Genomic DNA, 19,505 nt, shown 5'->3' with positions numbered 1-19,505 from the left:
TCATGAAATTGTTAATGGTTCAAGGCGGTTTTGGTGCAGGTGGGGCGGAAAAAAACATCGCGATGATCGCCGAGCATCGGTTGAGCCTTGGGGATGAGGTGCATATCGTCGGGATGGCAACCCCCGACAACAGTTCGTATTTCGACTACCCCGAGGCGACGAACCTGCATGTCATTCACCCCGGCGACGGATTCTCAAAGCTGGTGCAATTTCGGCGATTGCTTCATATCCGGCAGACTGTACGGCAGGTGCAACCCGATCTGATTATGTCGTTCCTGACCAAGATCAACGTGCTGACCCTGTTGGCAAACACGGGTTTGAACGTCCCCGTTTTGGTGTCAGAGCGTAACAATCCGCAAGCGCAGCACGCCCATCCGATCTGGTTGAAAGGGTTCAATACACTGGCCCGCTCGGCCACGGCCATCGTGATGCAAACCGAACGCGCCCGTCAGGATTTACCTGACGCTCTGGCGAACCACACACATGTCATTCCCAATCCTTGCGCGCCTTTTTCGGATGTCACGTTGGGGGAGGGGGCCGCAAACATGGTCGCCGTGGGCCGGTTGGAATGGCAAAAGGGGTTTGACCTGTTGCTGGATGCCATGCCCGAAATCATCAGCCGAGTGCCTGACGCCAAATTGACGATTTTTGGTGATGGCCCAAAACGCGATGAGCTTGAGCGTCAGGTTCAACGAATGGGTCTGACCGACCGTGTTCAATTGCCCGGATCAAGCGCGCGACCCGGCGCTTGGATGCAGGACGCAGATGTGCTGGTGTTCCCGTCGCGGTTCGAAGGGTTTCCCAATGTGGTTGCCGAGGCAACCGTTTCCGGCTTGCCGGTTGTGGCCTTCGATTGCGCCTACGGCCCGCGAGAGATTGTCCGGGACGGAGAGAACGGCATCCTCGTTGCTCCGGAGGACACCCCGGCGTTGGCGAACGCAGTGGCAGGGCTGCTGACGGACAAAGACAGCCTTGCGAAAATGAGGCAATCTGCGGTGGAAAACCGGTACTGGCTGCAACCCTCTCGGGTGCTGAGTGACTGGGATCAGGTCATCGATCAAATTGTTCCAAGCCACTCGATGTTTCAGGAAAACTCGATCACGTCCGGCAACTGATCGAAGTCAATGATCCTTACCTGCGCGGCATGCGCCTGATCCGGTGGGTTGGGATCGTGAACGGCTCCGGCCCGCAAAACCTGCACCGTTTGCCATCCCATCGCATTTGGCGTCACGAAGTCTTTGGCCGGATTATCCGCGACATAGACCATTTTCGACCCGCCGGGGGCCAGGCTTTCCATTTCTTCAAATGCGCGGGGATGCGGCTTTCCAAACCCCTCGGGCCAAGCGCCGGTGGGGCGAATATGCGCGATGTGCTTTTCCAACCCCAGCGCGGCGATCTTGTTGCGCTGCATCCGTTCCGGCCCATCGGTGATCAACCCCATCGGATGGCTTGCGGCATTCAGAAACCGTTCCGCGTCCGGGCTAAGCTGAATTTTTGGAACGTGCAGCCGGTATTCCTGCACCAGTCGATCAATGAAGTCCGGACTATCCGGCAGCCCGAGCAAAGCGCAGGCGGTATTGAAGATTTTCCGCCTGTCTCCGGTTATAAAGATATTCTGACAGGCAGGTCCAAATCCTGAAACGCCGTAATGTTCTGCGACCCAACGTTCGAGATGCGCAAACCCGCTGAACGCAAAATCGCGTTCAAGATACAGGGTATCGTCCAGATCAAAAACCAGCATCAATCGATATACACGGCGCTGTCATACCGCATCATGCGCACCCCGTCGCGCCAATCGTTATGGGGGGACGATGGCAATCCGCCCACCTCTTCCAGCAGCCATTGCGCAAACGGCGCGCCTGCATGGTCTGCCAGCGGGTATCCACCCCCAAAACGCGCGTTTATTTCGATGACGCATGGCCCCAGTTTCGGGTCGTCAATGATCTGAAAGCACGCCACCCCTCGCAGGTCGGGCAGCGCGTGCACAATCCCCTCGGCAATTTTGTGCAGGTCAGCGCGGCGTTCCGTGCGGCCCTTTTCGACCTCGCCCGCCCTGATCTGGATCCGTTTGTGCGGTATCACCGTTTGCAGGCGGCCTTCCTGATCGACAAACATGTTAATCGTGTATTCCGGTCCGCTCAGATTGTCCTGAAAGATCATGGGTTCGGGGAAAACGGCGGGAACTTCGTCTATCGAATTGAAAACCTGAAGCCCGCGGCTGGCGCTGCCACCGCTTGGTTTCGCGAATGCTGGCCAGGACACACCGTCTGGATTTTCAAGAACTCCCGCGTGATCCAATGTGCGCGGAACGGGCACTCCGGCCGCTGCCAGAACGGCAGAGGTTTGATGCTTGTCCCGAACAACCTCGATCACATTCGGGGGCGAGACATGGACATGCGCGCCTGCGGCGGCGAATTCGTCCAGCGCCACGGACAGGGGCAACAGTTCGGGATCGATCGTGGGGACCACCAAATCCACACCATGATCGCGCACGATCTGTAAAACAGCAGGGATGTAACCGGGATCGTCGGTTCTTGGCACTGCAAACGCCTGATCAGCCAAAGCGCAGGCGGCGCTTTCATCCGGGTTCAAATCACATGCAAGAATTTCGAGATCACATTCAAGGCGTTCGGCGGCCGCACGAAAGCAGTTAAGCAATCCAACGCGACGACCAGCGGAACAAAGAAGAAGTTTCAAGGCGCGACGAGCCATGTTTACCTATAAAATATCAAACAACTACGCAGACCTACAGTTACATGGTTAAGGTAATTCTGTGAACGCTCATCGCGCCGTTGAGGCGAATTATTTTGCCCCCGTGCGGTTGTGATCAACCGTCGAAACATCCCGCCACCCCGCCGGCATGTACCAAACCGGCCAATAGGCTTGGATAACCGTGAAACATAGTGCAGATCGGCCAAAGAACCGACTTAAATGCGCACATAAACAAGCACTTGACTAGAATTTTACCGTTTCTACGGGATTCCCCTAATTCTCGTGCAGGGTTTATCTGTGTAATTTGAAGACAACAAAGTTTTACAACCGGTGAGGCCGCAAGGCTAAATCACTCACTCGTTGAATGGCCAGCATTTGGGGTGCTGGCCATTTGCCTTTCCGGCACCAAAAACACGCATTTCTGGCTTTTGTACACTTGCCTGCGCAGGACGGCACGCAAGATCGCTGGGCATTGGCTGTGACCATCCACTTGCACGATCCGAATGGCCTGGAATTCGGCGGGCACGACCGGGATTCCAAAACAAAAAAGGGCCGGTCACAGGACCGGCCCAGTGAGTTCAGCTGAACCGAGGGATTAGTTCGAAGCTGCGTTCAGTTTTTCGTTCTGCTCGCGCAGCGAGTCCGAAATGATCGCGTACCATTCGCCGGACTCGCGCATTTCGTTCAGACCCTTGTTCATCATCGCAATGTATTCGCGCGCGAACGGGTTGGTGCGGTGCGCCAGGAAGCTCATCGACGACAGGGTCGAAACATATGGGTTTTCAATGATGTCAGCCGAGGTCAGGCCCATGTCGTTCATGGTAGATGCAAACAGATCAACTTCGAACGCCGCCACATCCGCGGTGCCGGTCAGAACTGCATCCAGACATTCACGCGCAGAGCTGGGCTGAACGACGGTTGTGTTCTCACGGTTCAAGCCAACTTCTTCCAGAACAACCATGCTCCAACCCGCCATCCGGCAAATGGTGGACCCTTCAAGATCGCTGAAATCCGTTGCGCTTGCATACTGGCTTTCAGGCAGAGTGAAGAAGCCACCGACGACGTCGTAGACCGGAACCGACGCAACAAACTGGGTGCAGCGCGCCGTTGTTTCAGCCGACCATTCGTATGTGCGGTTTGTGCAATCCGGAACGGTCCAGGCGATCGAGATATCAAATGCCCCAAGCGGCAACAGGGTCTCCAAGTGCGAGCTCCAGTCGTCTACGAAGCTGACCGAATAATCGCGGCTGTTGCCAGCCCGCTGCAGGCTGGTGGTTGCCAGACGGGTCATGATGCCGCCGCCGCTCAGCGCCTCGGTTGTGAACGGCTCCCAGCCGTTACCGGCAACCATTTTGATCGGCGGGGCGTAGACGTTCGAACGCTTGACGCTGGCCGCACGCTGTTCTTCCGCTGCGATGATTTCCTGCGCCGATTGGCCGTTTGGCAGGCTGCCATCTTCACAGGGCAGAGCAAGGACCAGGCCAGGCTCAAGCGCGTTGGGGTTGTTGATGATGTTGCGGTTCGCGTTGAAGATCGGCTGATAGTTCGAGGTGCCATAGGCGGCAATCGCGATGGTCGCCATCGTGTCGCCGTCTGCAACGGTGTAGTTGGTGCAGGCCTCTTGTGCTGCGGCAGCACCGGCGCTGAGCGCGGTAACGGCGCCGGCCGACATTACAACTTTCTTCAGATTAAATTCAAACATGTCCACTTCCTCCAGACTATTCGTTTGTCAGGCCATTTGGGGCCTTAGCCATTTTCCATTTGATGCCGCAGTGCAGACGACACGATGTCGCGCCATTCGCCGGATTGCTGCATGATTGTCAGACCCTGATTCAGCGTCTCAAGGATCGCTTCCCCATCAGGATTATCTTTGTGGGTCATGACGTTAAGCGACTTGATCGCCGCAAGGTTGGGGTTTTCGATGATGCGATGCTCGTAGCCCAGCCGCGAGATTGCCTCGACCGCCAGATGGGCTTCGATTGCGACGATATCCGCGCGCCCTTCGATGACCGCGTGAAAACAGTCATCCGGCGAAACGGGACGCATCAGGCTGATGACCGGCTCGTACAGGCTGACGGCATCCATATGCGATAGCGACCAGCCTTCGGGGCGGCAGATGGTCGTGCCTGCGAAATCGGAATAGGTCAGCGTTTGTTCGTAGCCCGATCCTTCAAGGGCAAAGAACGTATCCACAACTTCGTAGAACGGGTTCGAGAAATTGTAGGTTTCACAGCGTTCACGGTCGCTTTCAGACAGGGCTGCCGCCTCTTCGCAATTGGGGCGCGACCATGGGAAGGTTCCGTCAAAGGCCAGCGTTGGCATCAGCAGGTCCAGATGCGAGGACCAGTCGTTGACGAACTGAATTTTATACGCCTGCTCGGGCGCGGCGCGCAGCATCGCAGTTTCGACCAGACGGGTATAAAGCCCACGGTTCGGCAATTCCTCGTCGGTGAACGGCGCGTAGTTACCACCTGTGATCAGCAGAATCTGCCTGTCGCGGATCTCGGGGCGGTCGTCCGACCGGGCCTCTCGGATCAACGCGGCACCTTCGGCGCGGGCCGCTTCAATCTCTTCCACCGCCGACGCTTTGGCCGCCGAAACGGCGTCTTCGCTGGCTTTCTTGGCTTCGGCCTCGGCCGCTGCAACGCGGGCTTCGGCATCGGCAATCGCCTTCGCGGCACGCTCTTCTGCGGCTTTCACCAATTCCGATGCCATTTCGGCGGCCAGACGTTCCGCCTCGGTTTCCGGCGGAGCAACCGCACGGCCGACGTCTTCGAGGCAGGGCAGGGTCAGAACGTCACCGACACGGATGATGTTGGGGTTGGACCCGATGACATCGCGGTTTGCATCGTAAATGATGCGGAAATCCTCGGTCGAATAGACCTGGATCGTCAGTTCTCGCAGGCTGTCGCCGCGCTGAATCTCGTAGGTCGAACATGCCTCTTGCGCCGAGGCCGCGCCGGTGGCGGCGGCAAGGGCAAGGCTTGATATGATTAGGTGCTTTCTCATGGGTCCTGTTGCTTTGCCTGTTAGGGTCGTGTCGGTTTCGCGATTGCGATTGTCAGGTTGTCCTGATCTGGATTGGCCTTGGCCAGAACGGCCCGCAGCAACGCGTCCGCGATTTCCTGTGCCAATGCGGTTTTGTGTTCGCGCAGAACAGCCTCGATTTCGCTGTCCGAGAGGGTCTGCAAACCATCGCTGCCAAGGATCACAACATCACCCGAGCTCAGCGTCAGCGGCGTTTCAGGGCAGTCAACCTTGGGGATCGCACCACCCATGACAACCGAGGTCAGCTGATTGCGATCCGGATGGGACTGCGCCTGCGCCTCGGTCAGCTTGCCTTCGGCCACTTGCGCATCGATCACGGGGGCCATCGAATGGTCTTCGTTGACCTGTGTCAGAACACCATCCCGAAACAGATAAAGCGGGCTGTCACCGATTGAAATCCAGTACATCCGCTGGTCAAGGAAAAGCGCGCCCAGCAGCGTTGACCCCATATTGAAGCCGCCGCCTTCTTCTTCGTTGTGGTTCGCAATCGCCGTGTTGGCCAGCATCGCAGCCAGGGGCAAGGCATCAACCGCAGCGGGTTCGGCCAGGGTGTCACCGCTCAGCTCCGCATCCAGCGACTCGCGCCAGGATGCGATTACCAGCTCCGAGGCGACCTCGCCCGCCTCGTGACCGCCCATGCCGTCAGCGATCACGATGTAACCCGCGTCGACCGCATCGAACATCCGTGCAGCCACGGCATCTTCCTGCGTGTCTCGCTGACCCTGGTTCAGGATCAGTGCAATATCATATGCCGGAGTCGCCAGCATCTATTACGAATCCCGCCAGTCAAAGCCGTCGTCGCAGAAGGCTGTAAACCGGATCGAGGTTTCGCTGATGCGGATCAGGTCGCCGCTGGACAACGCCACAGTACTCAGAACCGGCTTGCCGTTCAGGCGCACAAGGTTGGCCTTGCCGCCATGGCCAAGATAGCATTTGCGATCTTCCGGATCATAGGCAATCACCGCGTGGTTCGAGCGGGAAATCCCCGTATCGCCAAAGTCCAGCTGAATCGCCTGATCGTCGTTGCGGCCAATCTGCATCAGACCTTCTGTCAGGGTGATGCTGGCCCCACGTCCGGGCCCCGAGGTGACAACCAGCCACCCGACAGGGAAGGTCTCTTGCACGGCCTCGGTTTTAGCGACCGGCTCAGCGGTTTCCATCAGGTCCTGAACATGCGTGTCGGCGCGCTCGAACCCAAGGAACGTGGTCTTGACGCGCGAACGGCGGTCCTGCGCGGGGGCGGGCTGTGGCGCTGCCTCAACTTCCTGCGTCACTTCAGGCGCGGCTTCAGCCACCGGGGCGGGGGTTTCAACGACCTCTGCCACTGGTTCTTCCGCGACCGGTTCCTCAACGGGGGTCTGCACCGGTTCCTCAGCAATCGCTTCCGGCTCAGAGGGTGTTTCTTCGATTGGCTCAACCGCGTCTTCGGTGGTCAGGCGCAGGGTCACGATCTGCTCATCCGCGACCGGTGCGGGCGTTTCTTCCTCTGCACCCATGTCAGCCGTTTCGGCCTCGTCTTCCACGAAGATCGACTGTTCAACCGGTTCCTCAACCTCTGCGGTATCTTCCTCAGCGAAGTCCGGCATCTTTTCTTCCGGCATCAATTCATCCGTTTCCTCATAGGAATCGGATGACATATTCCCGCCGGCCAGCGCCGCGCGCAGGGCGTTGAAATCTGCGATGGGCTGTTCCTGCTTTTCCTCGATGGGATCTTCGCTGGCCGCTGCCGACGTGGTTTCCGTGGCTTCGTCTTCTTTGGCTTTGCCGGCGCCTTCGAGAAGCCGGCTAAGAGGGCTTTTGTATTTGAACATGGCGTCGACACCTTCAATCTCTTGGCACGCAACATGTGTGCCGGGGGCTGCAACATACCTCTGCGCAAGACAGCACAGCGGCGTTCATCATATTGAAAAACCTGGAAAACTCTTACCTTCTGCGGCGGGCCGGTCCCCGTCAGGATGGCCTGAAAGGCGGCCATCCTCAGCAAATACACACTGGCAAATCACATTCGAACCGGTCAGATCACTCCTGCGATAGCGGCATCACAGCGGCCGTTTCACTTCCGTTCCGTGTCACTGTGAAACGGGCCTGGGATTTTTCTTCGGCAACAAGCGCGGCCAGCAACTCGTCCAGGCTCTCTGCGCCGTTGAGTGCGACACCACCCTGCGCCTCGCTCAGCAGAACATCGCCTTTCTGCAGGTCGCCCGCAGTCTCGGCTGGAACGTCTGACACAACGGTCTGCCAACTCTCGTCACCCGTGCTGCGGATTGTGAACATATAGCCGTTCTCCAATCCGACCGAGCGGATGGCGGGCAGGGCCAACAAACCGTTCTGCGCCCGTGTTTCACCCAAGGGGCGATACCGGGCCGCAACACGGATATAGCCGTCCGGGTCAACATTGAGGTTGTCGAGAACATGCGTTGCAAAGGACGCATCACCCCGAACCGGGCTGCCATTGAGCGTAAAGATCGTCGAACCGCGCTGAACCCAATCACCGATGACCGACATGTCCTGATTCTGATCAACGCCGGTTATCGAAAACGTATGCCCGGTCGACGCGCGGCGGCGCGAGATCGAGAAAGGAATATCCACATCCCAATGCGAGAATGCGATCTGGTTCTCGGCCAGATCCACCGGACCAGCCGGTTCCGCAACAGCGGTCTCGGCGGGGGCCGGATCATTGACCGCCGCGTCCGGTTCTGCGGCGGCTGCTTCTGTGGCAGCCGCTTCCGCAGCGTCGGAACTTGCCTGCTCGACAGGCGGCTCTGAAATTTCTTCTGGTGCAGGTGTGGCCACCGTTTCGGAGGCGGCTTCGGGTGTTTCTACAACCGTTTCCTCGGCGGGTTCAGACTCAACCACTGCTGGCTGTGCATCTGTGGCAACCACCGACGCAGTTTGCGTGTCATCCGCTTTGTCGCCACCCGACAAGACAAAGAAGCCACCCGCGGCAACTGCCAATGCAACCACAGCCACACCGGCCAACAGCTTGCCGCTGCCGCCAGACCCGCTCTGAACCACGGTGTCCACCGCGACCGGAGTGTCTTCTTTTGCAGCGAACTTGGCCCGTTCATCGTCTTTTTTGTCTTCGTTCCCCAGCGCAATATCGGCGTTTCCAGCCAGCAGCGCCGTCACGACCGCTTCGGCATTTTCGGTCTCGGCCTTGATCCGGGCTTTTTCCGCCTCTTTATCCGTGCGATCCATCCCGACGATGACCGAAACCGGGCGGTAGGCAAACGTATCGAACATCACGCCGGGGCCACGGAACATCCGCAACCAGTCCAGCGCGCTTTGCAGGCGGTCGGTAGCGTGAACCTCCATCGCCTTGTCGATGGCCTCAAGGAACCCTTCGGGGTAGCCGTCAAACCGACCGGCCAGCGGCGCGTAGGGATCATCCTGCCCATTGTTGAAGGCGTTCAGGCGGGATTGGCCATCAATCGGGCGCTCTCCGCTGATCGCGTGATACAAGGTCGCGGCCAGAACATAGAGGTCGCTGCTTGGGCCTTGCTCGGCCCCGCGCACGTAGAACTCGTGCGGAGAGTATCCGTCCTTGATCACCCGCAAGGTCAGCAGCGCCGCGGACTTGTTGGCCGCCTGTTCCCGTGCAGCGCCAAAGTCGATCAGAACCGGGTCGCCATTTTCGTCAATCAGTATGTTGTCCGGCGAAATATCCCGGTGCAGCATCCCGCTTTGGTGAATGAACGACACCGCCGACAGCATCTTTTCGGTCACCTGAACGATAAAGTCCGGGCCGCTTTCGTTTTCGGGGTTCTCGACGTAATCCAGCAGGTCACACCCCCGGATCAGGTCCATCGCGATATAGGCGGTGTCGTTGTCTTCGAACACCTGATGCACATCGACGATATTGGGATGCACAAGCCGCGCGTGGTTGCGGGCTTCCTGAATGAACAGGTCGATGATGGCGCGCAGGTCGTCTTTGTATGCCGGATCGTTCGGCGCCACCAGATCACCGTTACGGCGGCACAGGGCACCGGGAAAACACTCTTTGATCACCACGTCACGCTCCAGGCTGTCGCGCGCCAGATAGGTGATTCCAAATCCACCATTGCTGAGATATTTCAGGATTTCATACTGCCCGCGCAAAAGCTTTGCGCCGGGTTGAAGTCCTTCGATCTGAGGTTCGTCGTGCGATGCACCGACCGCCTGGTTGTGGCTCATTTCATTCCGCCCGTTCTACTCGTTTTGCGGTACAATAATCGGGCAAATCGCCCACGAACTCACAACCAAAAACAACCGCAGGACACTTGAGAACGGTTAGACGTTTCAAATTTGACTTTATTGGGGCCGCCTGATGGCTTCACTATGGATCGTTTTTGTGCGATATCTATATTTAGATACCACACCATCCACTAACACAATATGTTGTCTCTATAGCTAAGAAACTTGAAAACTGACGCCCCGATTTGAGACGCTTGGTCTACGATTTCGAAACAATTAAGAATCGGTTTTTGCTGTTTTCGAATCGCCGCAATGCAGCTCAATCTATGCGAGAACGGCTCAGGTTCCGGTTTTTGGCTGCGCCGCAGCAACCGTGCTGCCAGCCCAGGCGAGGTTATCGCCCAGCTGCACCAGAATGCTGATCGCATCTTTCAACGGCGCATCTCCGCTTTCGAATTGCAGCAGCAGCAGCAGGTCCGTGGCCTTTTCGAACTCGGCCGGAATCCAGTCAGCCTCGGGGTCGATTTCGCCGCCTTGCTCCAACCGTTCGGCGAAATCTTCGACGATTTCCTGACAGCTTTGCAGAAAGGCCGCAGGTTCGATCGATGAGGAATCGCGCAGGTCCTCATAGATACTGGCAATTGCCGCCAGCCAATCTTCCAGAATCGGATTGTTCAAGGGCGGCAGGGCAGAGCCCAGCGTCGCTTGCATCGAAGGCGCGTCAGACTGTTCAGGCTCGGCATCAGGGCCTTGCAGGGCTTCGAGATAAGGCAGGAAGTCCCGTTTCAGATCTTCGCGCGCAGCGTTCAGGTCGTGTTTGCGTCGGTCCGAGGCAGCCTCGAGAACCTGTTCGGCCAGATTCTGACCACCACAGGTTTCCCATAGGTCAAAGTCCGGCTCGGGCTCCTGCGCCATGGCGCGGACCGCGACCGGGGTGCCAATCGGAACAACCGCGCGGAACAGGCCGTCCTTCTCCTTGTTCAACCGCGCCAAAACCCGGTCCAGCGCGTCGCGCACGGGCGGCAGGTCGGCATGGGTCACGGCAAGCAGGCTGTTGTCGCGCAGCTCGGCGGGAACCTGTGCCCACAAATGGCGCTCGGTCTCGCGCCAGGCGTTGGTTCCGTTGGTGCACCAGATCGCGCAGTCCACGAATTTCAGCAATTCGAGCGTTTGCTTGTACGTATCGTCCAACGCGCCCGATCCGGGCAGATCAAACAGTGAGATTTCCTTTAGGGCAGGGGTGTTCAGCCCAACCGAGATGAAATCAGGCTCATCCGCCGCCGCCTTTTCCAGCGCGATGCCGGAGTAGGTTTTGGGCTGCCTGTCCCACCATCCAACGGTTGTCTCGGGCGCGTCCGCATAGGCAACGATCACCAGTGGCAACTTCAGGTGCTGCGGACCCGTGGGCAGGATATCTGCCCCGGCCAGCATATTGGCAAGGCTGGATTTACCGGCCCCGAACTCCCCCGCGAAACCGATATTGACCGCGTTCGACAGACGTTCTGCATGGGCCAGGGCGCGCGCGCGCATATCTTCCAGCGCCGCGTCGGGCTCCATGTTTTCTGTTGCGGTCAGAAAGCGCTCAAGCTGGCGCACTTCCTGTTCGGTTCCGGGAAAGTCGATCATTCCGCAGCCTCTGCCTGTCGTTCTTCCGAATGGCCGGGTCCAAAGATGGTCTCCAGCTCATCCCTGATGCGCCGCGCCCGGTCAAAGGCTGATTGCGCCTCGGCAACGGCATTGGTTTCGCCCGTGCCGCTTCTGTGTTCCAGATGCCCGGCCAACAGGGCCAGGTAGTGATCCAGAACGGTATTCAGCCGTTCCAGCAAATCATCCCGCGTGGTGTCGATCAGATCGTCGCCGATCAGTTCGAACTCCTGCACAATCATCCGCTCGGCCCGTGACACCACGCTGTTGCGCGAGATCAGGCGCGACAGCCAGTTTACACGCAACTCTACCGTGATGCCACGGGTCAGCGCGGTCGTGTCCGGGCGGAACCAACGCACGGCACTGGTGTTCATGCGATTGTCGACCGGTTCCTGCCAACCGGGCAGGGCGCGCAGCGCCGCATTGCACCGCATGTCGATGGCATAAAGCTCGCTGAGCATCCGCTGCCGCACCACTTGCGAGGCCCCCTGAACCAGTTCCCGCATCCGGTCGCGCAGGGGCGTAAAGTTCAGCTCGGTATCGCCTTTGGCCAGCAAGGGTGACTTCCCCTCGGGACCACGCACAACGACCGAGACCGCCTCGGCCACGGTGTCATCCATCACGCCGCGCAAGTTCGACAGGATGTCGTCCATGTCGCGGGTAATGTCCTGTGTTTTTTCTGCGATGAGGCCGCGCAGTTCGCCAAGAGTTTTGTCGTTTTCATCCGCGCTGGCCGTCGCTTCGCCGGTTTCGTCCTCAAGCGCGCGCAGATGCGCCTGCGAGCGTTCAAACTCGCCCTGCGCAAAGCTGTTCAGGTGCTGCCACGCCATGCGCAATTGCTCATCCCGCGGCCCGTCAATCAACGCCTGCGTCACGTGACGGCGCAGGTCCGGCAGGCCCGATGCGATCATGGCCGCAAAGCGCAAGACAGCCTCGCGGCTGATCGGGCCGGGGCCTTGCTTGATCTCTTCCACCCCGTCCAGATACTGCCGCATCTGCTCGGGATGCGCGCGCAGCCAGGCCAGAACGTCATCATGGTTGACGCCGGTTTCATCGCCCGTCAGCGCGTAGTGTGCCCATTGTGCGCTGCCCATCAGCACGTCGATATTCGAGTTTCCAAGCGCCTGTTCCAACCCGTCCAGAACGTCGGCACGGACCTTGGTGGCATCGTCGGCACCCCCGCCCAGTTCATCCACGCGGTTGATAAAGACCACGATCTGCCCAAGTTCCAAGGCCTGCATCAGGCGGAACAGTTTCAGATCGGCACGCGACAGGGCCTGATGCGCCGACAGAACCACCACAAAGAAATCGGATTCCTTGAGGTACTGGCGCGAGATTTCTTCGCGGATCAACAGCGGGTCGTTGACCCCCGGCGTGTCCGTCACCGTGAGTGGGAAGGGGAAGTGACCGATATCAAAATAAACTTCGGCCTTGCGGGTGATGTCGCTGTAAAGACCCCGGTCGCTGCCCGGATCCAGCGGGCCATCCTCGGTCGGGTCATCTCCGGCGCAGACATAGCGCGCCAGATCGTCCGAGGTCAGCTCTTCCAGATCGTGATGCTGGCCCAAAAGCTGTTCGTAGCTGTCGCCAAGACGCCGCTGCGCGCGGGTTTTCATCGCCTCGACCTGCTCTTCGATCATCTCGCGCTTATAGCTGTCCTCGTCATCGGGGAACATGTTGCGCAGCTCTTCACCCTCGGCGATCAGCGATTGCCACTGGTGATTGTCGAAGAAATGAAACTCGGCCCCTTCGGTCCGGCCCGAGGGGTGGCCAAAGTGCATATCCGTGATCACCGTGGTCCACGGGTTCACATCCGAGGGCAGATATTCGGCCTGCCCGGTGAACCCGTTGATCAAACGGGATTTGCCCGCCTTGATCTGCCCGACAAAGGCAATCGACGGTTTCAGATTGGACAGATCGCCAACAATGCGCGAGATGAACTGACGGGTCTCGTCATGGCTCGTCTCATTCATGTCCTCGGCTATGCGGATTAACTCGCGACGATTGGATTCACTCATACTCGTTACCCTGATAAAACTACACGACTTGAATTATTAGAAAATTTGAATGTTTTGGAGGCGATCATCCGTCCGCCTCCTGCAACGCAGCCCAAAGATTGACAACCGCCCCGAGTTTTCGGGCTTCATGCACAGCGATCGCGATCTGCTGGCCGTCATTCACAACGGCCAAACCAGCACCCTTGCCGCCGGACGGGCGCATGACGATCAGTTGGGGATGATCCAGCGCGGGCTGTGTGTCTTTGTCCCAACCCGCCAAATCGGCCGCAAACTGCGCCAGCAGCGCCTGATCCGGAGACAACCGCCCGCCGGGGGCGCACTTTTCAGCCATGTGAGAGATATCGCCGTCCTGCGCCGAGGCCAGAACGGACCCAAACGCAAAGCGTTCTGCGCCTGCAAAAAACGTCTGGGCGAGTGTGCCGGTTGATTGCGGCTCAGGCAGTTCGGCAACAGGTTCTGCGTCATCGGGTACCACCGAAACAATCGGTTCCGCCGGAAGATCGATCTTGGCACAGGCGTTTTCGATTTCCCGCAGGGTGACGCCGACATCGTCAGCCTCCAGCGCCCTGTCGGTTTGCAGAGACAGCAACTCCAGCGGAGCAGGGGCAGATGCAATATCCGTCACCAGCCGCGCCATGTTTTCAATCAATTCGTCACGCGCCGCTGTATCAAAATGGGGCACGGGGCCCGAGACAACGCGGAATACATCTGTCACGCGCGAGCTGTTCACCTCGATCGCCAGACAATCACCATTGGCGGCCGTGAACTCCAGACGACGTGGCAGAATCGTGCCACGGATCACCCGCAAGACCTCGGCCCGGCGCGCAGCAGCCGTGTCCCCCGCGATCACCACCGCCGGGGACAATCGGGCAACAGACGACCGCCCGATATCTTCGAGCATGTCGAGTATGTCCGTGTCCATCATGCCGTGACCCCCTCTGGTCCCGTTCACACTGCGGCCGCAACCGGCCCCAGGCTTAGATGCGATTTCGTCAACGCCAGCCCGACGTTCGCGCTGTTGCGACAGATGTAGCAGACCACATGATCGGGATATTCCCGGGTCCGCAGAAAGATGTTCAGCCGGGCTTTCGAGAACACCGCGATTTCCCCAAATCCCGGATTGTCCTCGTCTTCTGTTCCGGCCTGACGCAAAAGCGCCTCAAAACCTGCCACCCCGCGCCCCTGAAACAGGTTCGCCACGGCGATTGCCAGCGAATCCAGATCAACCGCGCCGTCCGGATCGGGCGTGCTGGTGCCCAGCAGCATCCCCGTTTCCATGTCGATATACCCGGCTGCAATGCAGTCGGGTATGGTTTCGATCGCGGTGTTCAAGGCAGCCTGAATTGACATTTAACTAACTGTTTTACCTCACTAATAGGCGGTTATCCCAATCCGATTTCGATTACAAGACATGCCATTCCGCCCCGCTGTTTTCGCTGGTTTTCGGGATCGAGCGCAGCGTTTCCCTGGCTTGCTTAGCGGTATGCTCGACGGCGATCTGATCGAACTCGGACAGAAAGGACTGAAAGACCTTGATCAAGGCTTCTGCGTCCGTGGGCAGATCCTCGTTTTTGGTCACTTCCTCCCACATGGCTGCGGCGCTCAAGGGCGCGCCAACCGCCACTTCGGTCAGATCATTCAGATCGACCACATGGGCTTCGGGACCATTGACCAAATCGGCTGATGCCTTGATCTCGACCAGACCGCTGGTTTCGGGCTCGGGCTCGTATTCCTCTGCGCCCTGGTCCTGCTGTTCGGCCATCAGTGCCGTGATCGAGGATACCGAGACCTCGATGCTGCGCTCATCAGGTTGCGCCTGATCTTGCGCAGGGCCTGCAATCGCTTCGGGTGTTTCCTTCAACGTATTCGTCAGTGATGACAGCAGATCCTCGGACTCATCCGCTGACCCATCCGATGCGTCGTCTGCCAGGATGTTTTCAACTTCATCATCCAGTTCCGCGTCATCCAGAAGATCATAGTCTTCCAAATCGGCCTCGGGATCGGGAACAGCTTCGATGTCCAGCGGATCATTGGCCGTGTCCCGGAAATAGGCGCGCAGCTCGTCCTCATTGCTTTCGTCAATCTCGGGCGTCGACTCGGGCACCATTTCGGCGCGCAAACGCTCGGCCTCGGCTGCGTCGATACGTGTGCGATCCGCATCTTCGGGGCGACGTTCCACCCGCGCGGGACGAACCGGAAAGCTGGTCACGACCGAGGCATCTTCGCCCGCATCCGTCAACGGGTTCACAAGTTTGAGCGGGGCCGAAGCATCGGGCGCTGCCGTTTCGGTGGTCTTCGACGGGCGCAGCGGCTGCACCTTGGGCGCGTCGGACAGGCTTTTGTCGATCTGATAGCGCGCCAGTTGATCGGCGCGGTTGTCCATGATCTGCTCGGTGATCTCCAGAAAGCTGTCGATCATCTTGCCGCCGCCGCTGCGCGACCACATCTCGGCATCCCCCGTCTTGTCGCGCGCTTCAATCGCATCACGTGCGGAAAACAGAATCGAGCGGTTGAACAGATGCCCGGCCTCGCGGTTCACGCGGCGCAGAACCTTTTGCCGGTCCTTCGCGCTCAGCGCATCTGCCCGTGTCACCAGCAGCAGCGAGTTATGTTGCAACCGTTCAGGCAAGGACACCCAGGTCGCCCGCTCGGTCTCGCGCCAGGCCTGCGTGGCATGGGTGCACCACAAAACCCCATTGGCCTGACCCACCGCACGTTGCCATACATCGGTCGAGATCTTGGGGTCTGATATACCCGGCGTGTCGATCAGATCGACCGCCTCAAGAATGTCCGCCTCAAGAAAGATGCGAATGAACTGCGCATCGTTGACGCCGACGGTTTCAAGCTGATCCAGTTCGATCTGCTCGGTGCTGCCATCATGCCGTTTGACATAGGCCGGACGATTGCCCCAGCTAAACCACACCGGAGGCAACTGCGTTGCCGTCACCTGCGTCGGCAGGGTGTGCGTGCGCAGCAAAAAGTTCATCAGGGTGGATTTCCCGGCGCTGAATTCGCCCATTAAGGCGAAAACCGGCTTCCGGCGCGACCAATGCTCGATACGCTCCCATGCCTTGGGGGAAACGAAACGGTTATGTGTGTCTTTTGCCATTTTTCTACTTATGCCGCTTCGTTGCTAAGGTCTTTCAGGATGTCGCCCAGAATCTCGTCCCGCGATTTCTGCAATTGCAGATTCGCCATCAGAGCCGGAGTCTGCCCGCCTTTTTCAGCCGAGGCCGAGATATTCAGCAGAGTCTCTTTCTGCTCGCGCATGAAATCAGCCAGCCCGGCGCGGACGTTTTCCAGAACCGCTGCGATCTGGTTTTCCTCGATATCCTTGGTGATCGAGTTCGCCTCGGACGCGATCAGACGGGTATAGTCGGCGGCATAGGCCTCGAACCCTTTTCGGCGTTGCCACCACCTGCGCCACCAGGTGCTTTGCAAGTCCAGCGCGATGGTGCGCCCGATGCCCAATGGGGGCGGCACGCGGGGTACGATGGGCGCTTCGATACTGAACTCGCCCAGATGGTTGCCCAGCAGCTTGTGATACAGCGCCTCGACATCCGCTTTGGCCGCGGAATAAAGCGCCCCGGCCTCTTTCTTCATGGACCGGGCAAAGCTGAAATAGGCCGCCTTTTGCAGCGTTCGCAGACCCGCCGGATCGTACTGCCAGGTGCCTTGTTCGCCATTCTCCTCAAGATGCGCAATCAACGAGTCGGTGGCGCGTTTGACAAAATTGGCCTCAGCCGCGTTCAGACGTTCCAGCACCTTGTCGCGCAACGAGGCGGTCAGGTCGGCGACTTTCTTTTCATATTCCGAGGCAACAGTGGCAATGGCGTCCTCGGGCGAGGCCCCGTCCAAATCGCGAACAACGCCTTCGCCGCCCGACAGGGTCTTGGCAACAGCCGTTGCGCGGATCTGGCTGGCGATGTTGCGCGCGCGGTGGCGTACCCGGTCCAGCAAACGCGCACCTGCGCCTTCGGCGATGCGTTCGTTCATCGCAAGCAGCAGGTCCGGCAAGCCAGACAGCGCCCAGATCTTGTCCAGCGAGGGGGCCTGATCGCCAAACCCGGCAGCCAGATAGAACGTGTTCAGCGTCTGCCGGGATTCTTCGGTCAGAATGTCCGGGTTGCCGGTCAAAGCAGCTTCGGCCCACAGGGCGCTGCCGAACACAACGCTGGTATTGGCGTCGATATTGTTCTGTTTCAGGGTGTCCTGAATGCGATCCCGAATTTCAGGAACCTGATTGACTGGGTCCGCCAGCTCGTCGATCCGGTTGACAAACAGAATGATCTGGCGGTTTTCGAATTGCGCGATGATCCGCATCAGCGCCATGTCCATGGTGGTCAGCGCCTGGCTGGCGGCCAGAACCACAACACAGACCTCGGACCCGCGCAGGCTGCGCAGCGTGATCTGTTCGCGCACCATGAAGGTATCGTTCACACCGGGCGTGTCGCACAGCTTCAGCGAGATCGGATATTGCGGGATATCCATGAACAGCTCGGCCGATTTCGTCACATCGGCAAAACGACCCGTTTTCGGGTCGATATCCGGGTCGTCCTCGTCACCCAGACAGACATAGCGCTGGATCAGTTTTTCGTCAAAATAGTCGTATTGGTGGCTTTGACCCAGAATTAGGTCGAAATGCTTGCCCAGACGGTCTTCGGACTTGGCCTTCATCTCGGCGATCTGACGGCGGATATCGTCCATCTCGTCATCAGCACCGGCCCGGTTCGCCAGTTCACCCAACCGACCCCCGCCGACCATCAGATTGTCCCATTCTTCCTGCTCGAAGAACGTGAACTTGGATTTCGTATCACCGGGGGGGCGCGTGTTGATATTCAGCGTCGTCACCACCGAGGTCCACGGGTTCACATCCGAGGGCAACAGGGCAGGGCGGCCTGCCAGAATATTCACGATCGAGGACTTACCCGCCTTGACCTGCCCAACCATGGTGATGCTGGCGGTGAAATTCTCCATCCGCGTCTTGAGCGTGGCCAGCCGGGCCGAAGACCGCGCATCGGCCACCTCTGTCAATTGGTCGATCTGTGCCGTCAAAGACGACATTGCCGAGGTCATCGGCGCAAGGGCTTCGTTTCCGACAGACAAAAGGTGGTCATTGCGCGCCATGGGTCAGCCTCCGGTTCCGGTGGCAGCAATCTGCGGCTCATGCGACATGCGGCCCGCAGGAAGGCTGGTCAGGGTGTCGATACGGGCGATCAGGTCCAGCGCGTTCCCCAGAATCTCGGCCTCGGCGCGAGGGGAAATTGTTTCATAAGCCACGGAATCGGCCAGAACTTCGATGGAGCTAAAGCGGTCGCCATTTTCAAGGCAGGCCACGCGCCGGCCCGTCGGGAACCCGTCGGACTTGGCAGCGGGCAGGGGCATACGCGCGTTGGCCAGCAGGTAATGCTCGCCCGAATGGGTGCGCAGGGAAATGCCAAAGCCTGTATCGGGATGATCGCGGTTCAGGGTCTTGAGTTCACCCAAAAAACTTTCACGAGCAAAAAAGATCGCATCTTGCTCGGCGGCAGCGGAGTTGTTCAGATTGGTCACGGCAAAGAACCTTGTACTGGAGTTGAGCGGAAAACTCGTACGGTGCCAAGGCGGCGAAAAAGACTCATTAACTCCTGCGCTCAACAAGCCCGGCCAAGGCGGTGTTAATTTGACGCGAATAAGATTTTTTGGTGCTTGAAATGTGGCGCAAATGTGATGCGGCGTGCGCAGGAATGCCTCAACCTTTGAGTGTATTACGGGGTTCCGAAGATTTTTTCGGCCGAGTAGAACGCTGCTTTCAAACCTGACGCAAGGTGAGGTGGAAAAGATGCGATTGGAGTTTCAATCATCTTAAAATATTGTTTTATTTATATTATTTCCGGCCACGTCGAATTTTCTTCGCCCAAAGCCCTAGCA

15 protein-coding genes are annotated in these 19,505 nt (G+C 58.7%); 1 reads left to right on the top strand and 14 read right to left on the bottom strand.

Going from position 1 to position 19,505, the window contains the following annotated elements:
• The first annotated feature begins 2 nt into the window (after positions 1-2).
• Complete coding sequence (locus tag ACR0C9_RS12920) at positions 3-1,115, top strand: glycosyltransferase family 4 protein (RefSeq protein WP_170453761.1); 1,113 nt, start codon at positions 3-5, stop codon at positions 1,113-1,115.
• On the opposite strand, the gene ACR0C9_RS12915 is transcribed toward ACR0C9_RS12920, so the two are convergent.
• From ACR0C9_RS12915 to ACR0C9_RS12850, 14 genes are all read right to left on the bottom strand, one after another.
• The gene (locus tag ACR0C9_RS12915) at positions 1,085-1,741 is read right to left on the bottom strand and encodes an HAD family hydrolase (protein ID WP_170453760.1); all 657 of its coding nucleotides are present in this window, start codon (positions 1,739-1,741) and stop codon (positions 1,085-1,087) included. The genes ACR0C9_RS12920 and ACR0C9_RS12915 overlap by 31 nt on opposite strands.
• Positions 1,741-2,697 (bottom strand): ATP-grasp domain-containing protein, encoded by a 957-nt coding sequence (locus tag ACR0C9_RS12910; RefSeq protein ID WP_480781178.1) that lies wholly within the window; start codon positions 2,695-2,697, stop codon positions 1,741-1,743. The genes ACR0C9_RS12915 and ACR0C9_RS12910 overlap by 1 nt, the downstream gene beginning before the upstream one ends.
• 610 nt (positions 2,698-3,307) lie before the next feature.
• Positions 3,308-4,414: a transporter substrate-binding domain-containing protein gene (locus ACR0C9_RS12905; protein ID WP_170453758.1), complete on the bottom strand. Its 1,107-nt coding sequence runs from the start codon at positions 4,412-4,414 to the stop codon at positions 3,308-3,310.
• 44 nt (positions 4,415-4,458) lie between these two features.
• The gene (locus ACR0C9_RS12900) at positions 4,459-5,721 is read right to left on the bottom strand and encodes a type 2 periplasmic-binding domain-containing protein (protein WP_480781177.1); all 1,263 of its coding nucleotides are present in this window, start codon (positions 5,719-5,721) and stop codon (positions 4,459-4,461) included.
• A 20-nt stretch (positions 5,722-5,741) separates the two neighbouring features.
• On the bottom strand, positions 5,742-6,527 hold the full coding sequence (locus tag ACR0C9_RS12895; RefSeq protein ID WP_480781176.1) for a PP2C family protein-serine/threonine phosphatase: 786 nt from the start codon (positions 6,525-6,527) through the stop codon (positions 5,742-5,744).
• A gap of 3 nt (positions 6,528-6,530) precedes the next feature.
• Positions 6,531-7,571, bottom strand: a complete 1,041-nt coding sequence (locus ACR0C9_RS12890; protein ID WP_480781175.1) for an FHA domain-containing protein — start codon at positions 7,569-7,571, stop codon at positions 6,531-6,533.
• A 208-nt stretch (positions 7,572-7,779) separates the two neighbouring features.
• The gene (locus ACR0C9_RS12885) at positions 7,780-9,933 is read right to left on the bottom strand and encodes a serine/threonine protein kinase (protein WP_170453754.1); all 2,154 of its coding nucleotides are present in this window, start codon (positions 9,931-9,933) and stop codon (positions 7,780-7,782) included.
• A 339-nt stretch (positions 9,934-10,272) separates the two neighbouring features.
• Positions 10,273-11,559: a dynamin family protein gene (locus tag ACR0C9_RS12880; protein WP_480781174.1), complete on the bottom strand. Its 1,287-nt coding sequence runs from the start codon at positions 11,557-11,559 to the stop codon at positions 10,273-10,275.
• The gene (locus ACR0C9_RS12875) at positions 11,556-13,595 is read right to left on the bottom strand and encodes a dynamin family protein (protein ID WP_480781173.1); all 2,040 of its coding nucleotides are present in this window, start codon (positions 13,593-13,595) and stop codon (positions 11,556-11,558) included. Before ACR0C9_RS12875 ends, ACR0C9_RS12880 begins: the two co-directional genes overlap by 4 nt.
• Positions 13,596-13,659: 64 nt before the next feature.
• Positions 13,660-14,520 (bottom strand): hypothetical protein, encoded by an 861-nt coding sequence (locus ACR0C9_RS12870; protein WP_480781172.1) that lies wholly within the window; start codon positions 14,518-14,520, stop codon positions 13,660-13,662.
• Between the two features lie 23 nt (positions 14,521-14,543).
• Positions 14,544-14,945 carry a hypothetical protein gene (locus ACR0C9_RS12865; RefSeq protein ID WP_480626721.1) on the bottom strand — a complete coding sequence of 134 codons (402 nt, stop codon included), beginning with the start codon at positions 14,943-14,945 and terminating at the stop codon, positions 14,544-14,546.
• Between the two features lie 52 nt (positions 14,946-14,997).
• Positions 14,998-16,704 carry a dynamin family protein gene (locus ACR0C9_RS12860; RefSeq protein WP_480626722.1) on the bottom strand — a complete coding sequence of 569 codons (1,707 nt, stop codon included), beginning with the start codon at positions 16,702-16,704 and terminating at the stop codon, positions 14,998-15,000.
• Positions 16,705-16,712: 8 nt separating this feature from the next.
• Positions 16,713-18,722: a dynamin family protein gene (locus tag ACR0C9_RS12855; RefSeq protein WP_480781171.1), complete on the bottom strand. Its 2,010-nt coding sequence runs from the start codon at positions 18,720-18,722 to the stop codon at positions 16,713-16,715.
• Between the two features lie 3 nt (positions 18,723-18,725).
• Positions 18,726-19,148 (bottom strand): hypothetical protein, encoded by a 423-nt coding sequence (locus tag ACR0C9_RS12850; protein WP_170453747.1) that lies wholly within the window; start codon positions 19,146-19,148, stop codon positions 18,726-18,728.
• Positions 19,149-19,505: the final 357 nt, after the last annotated feature.

It is taken from the genome of Ruegeria sp. C12, from assembly GCF_056537745.1.
The sequence above is the reverse complement of the archived record's forward strand: the minus strand, read 5'-3'. Positions and strand labels throughout refer to the sequence as shown.

What these genes read in the sequence shown, in the direction of transcription:
- ACR0C9_RS12920 (WP_170453761.1), top strand. Translation starts at nt 3, where the DNA reads ATGAAATTGTTAATGGTTCAAGGCGGTTTTGGTGCAGGTGGGGCGGAA.
- ACR0C9_RS12915 (WP_170453760.1), bottom strand. Translation starts at nt 1,741, where the DNA reads ATGCTGGTTTTTGATCTGGACGATACCCTGTATCTTGAACGCGATTTT.
- ACR0C9_RS12905 (WP_170453758.1), bottom strand. Translation starts at nt 4,414, where the DNA reads ATGTTTGAATTTAATCTGAAGAAAGTTGTAATGTCGGCCGGCGCCGTT.
- ACR0C9_RS12900 (WP_480781177.1), bottom strand. Translation starts at nt 5,721, where the DNA reads ATGAGAAAGCACCTAATCATATCAAGCCTTGCCCTTGCCGCCGCCACC.
- ACR0C9_RS12895 (WP_480781176.1), bottom strand. Translation starts at nt 6,527, where the DNA reads ATGCTGGCGACTCCGGCATATGATATTGCACTGATCCTGAACCAGGGT.
- ACR0C9_RS12890 (WP_480781175.1), bottom strand. Translation starts at nt 7,571, where the DNA reads ATGTTCAAATACAAAAGCCCTCTTAGCCGGCTTCTCGAAGGCGCCGGC.
- ACR0C9_RS12885 (WP_170453754.1), bottom strand. Translation starts at nt 9,933, where the DNA reads ATGAGCCACAACCAGGCGGTCGGTGCATCGCACGACGAACCTCAGATC.
- ACR0C9_RS12880 (WP_480781174.1), bottom strand. Translation starts at nt 11,559, where the DNA reads ATGATCGACTTTCCCGGAACCGAACAGGAAGTGCGCCAGCTTGAGCGC.
- ACR0C9_RS12875 (WP_480781173.1), bottom strand. Translation starts at nt 13,595, where the DNA reads ATGAGTGAATCCAATCGTCGCGAGTTAATCCGCATAGCCGAGGACATG.
- ACR0C9_RS12870 (WP_480781172.1), bottom strand. Translation starts at nt 14,520, where the DNA reads ATGATGGACACGGACATACTCGACATGCTCGAAGATATCGGGCGGTCG.
- ACR0C9_RS12865 (WP_480626721.1), bottom strand. Translation starts at nt 14,945, where the DNA reads ATGTCAATTCAGGCTGCCTTGAACACCGCGATCGAAACCATACCCGAC.
- ACR0C9_RS12860 (WP_480626722.1), bottom strand. Translation starts at nt 16,704, where the DNA reads ATGGCAAAAGACACACATAACCGTTTCGTTTCCCCCAAGGCATGGGAG.
- ACR0C9_RS12855 (WP_480781171.1), bottom strand. Translation starts at nt 18,722, where the DNA reads ATGGCGCGCAATGACCACCTTTTGTCTGTCGGAAACGAAGCCCTTGCG.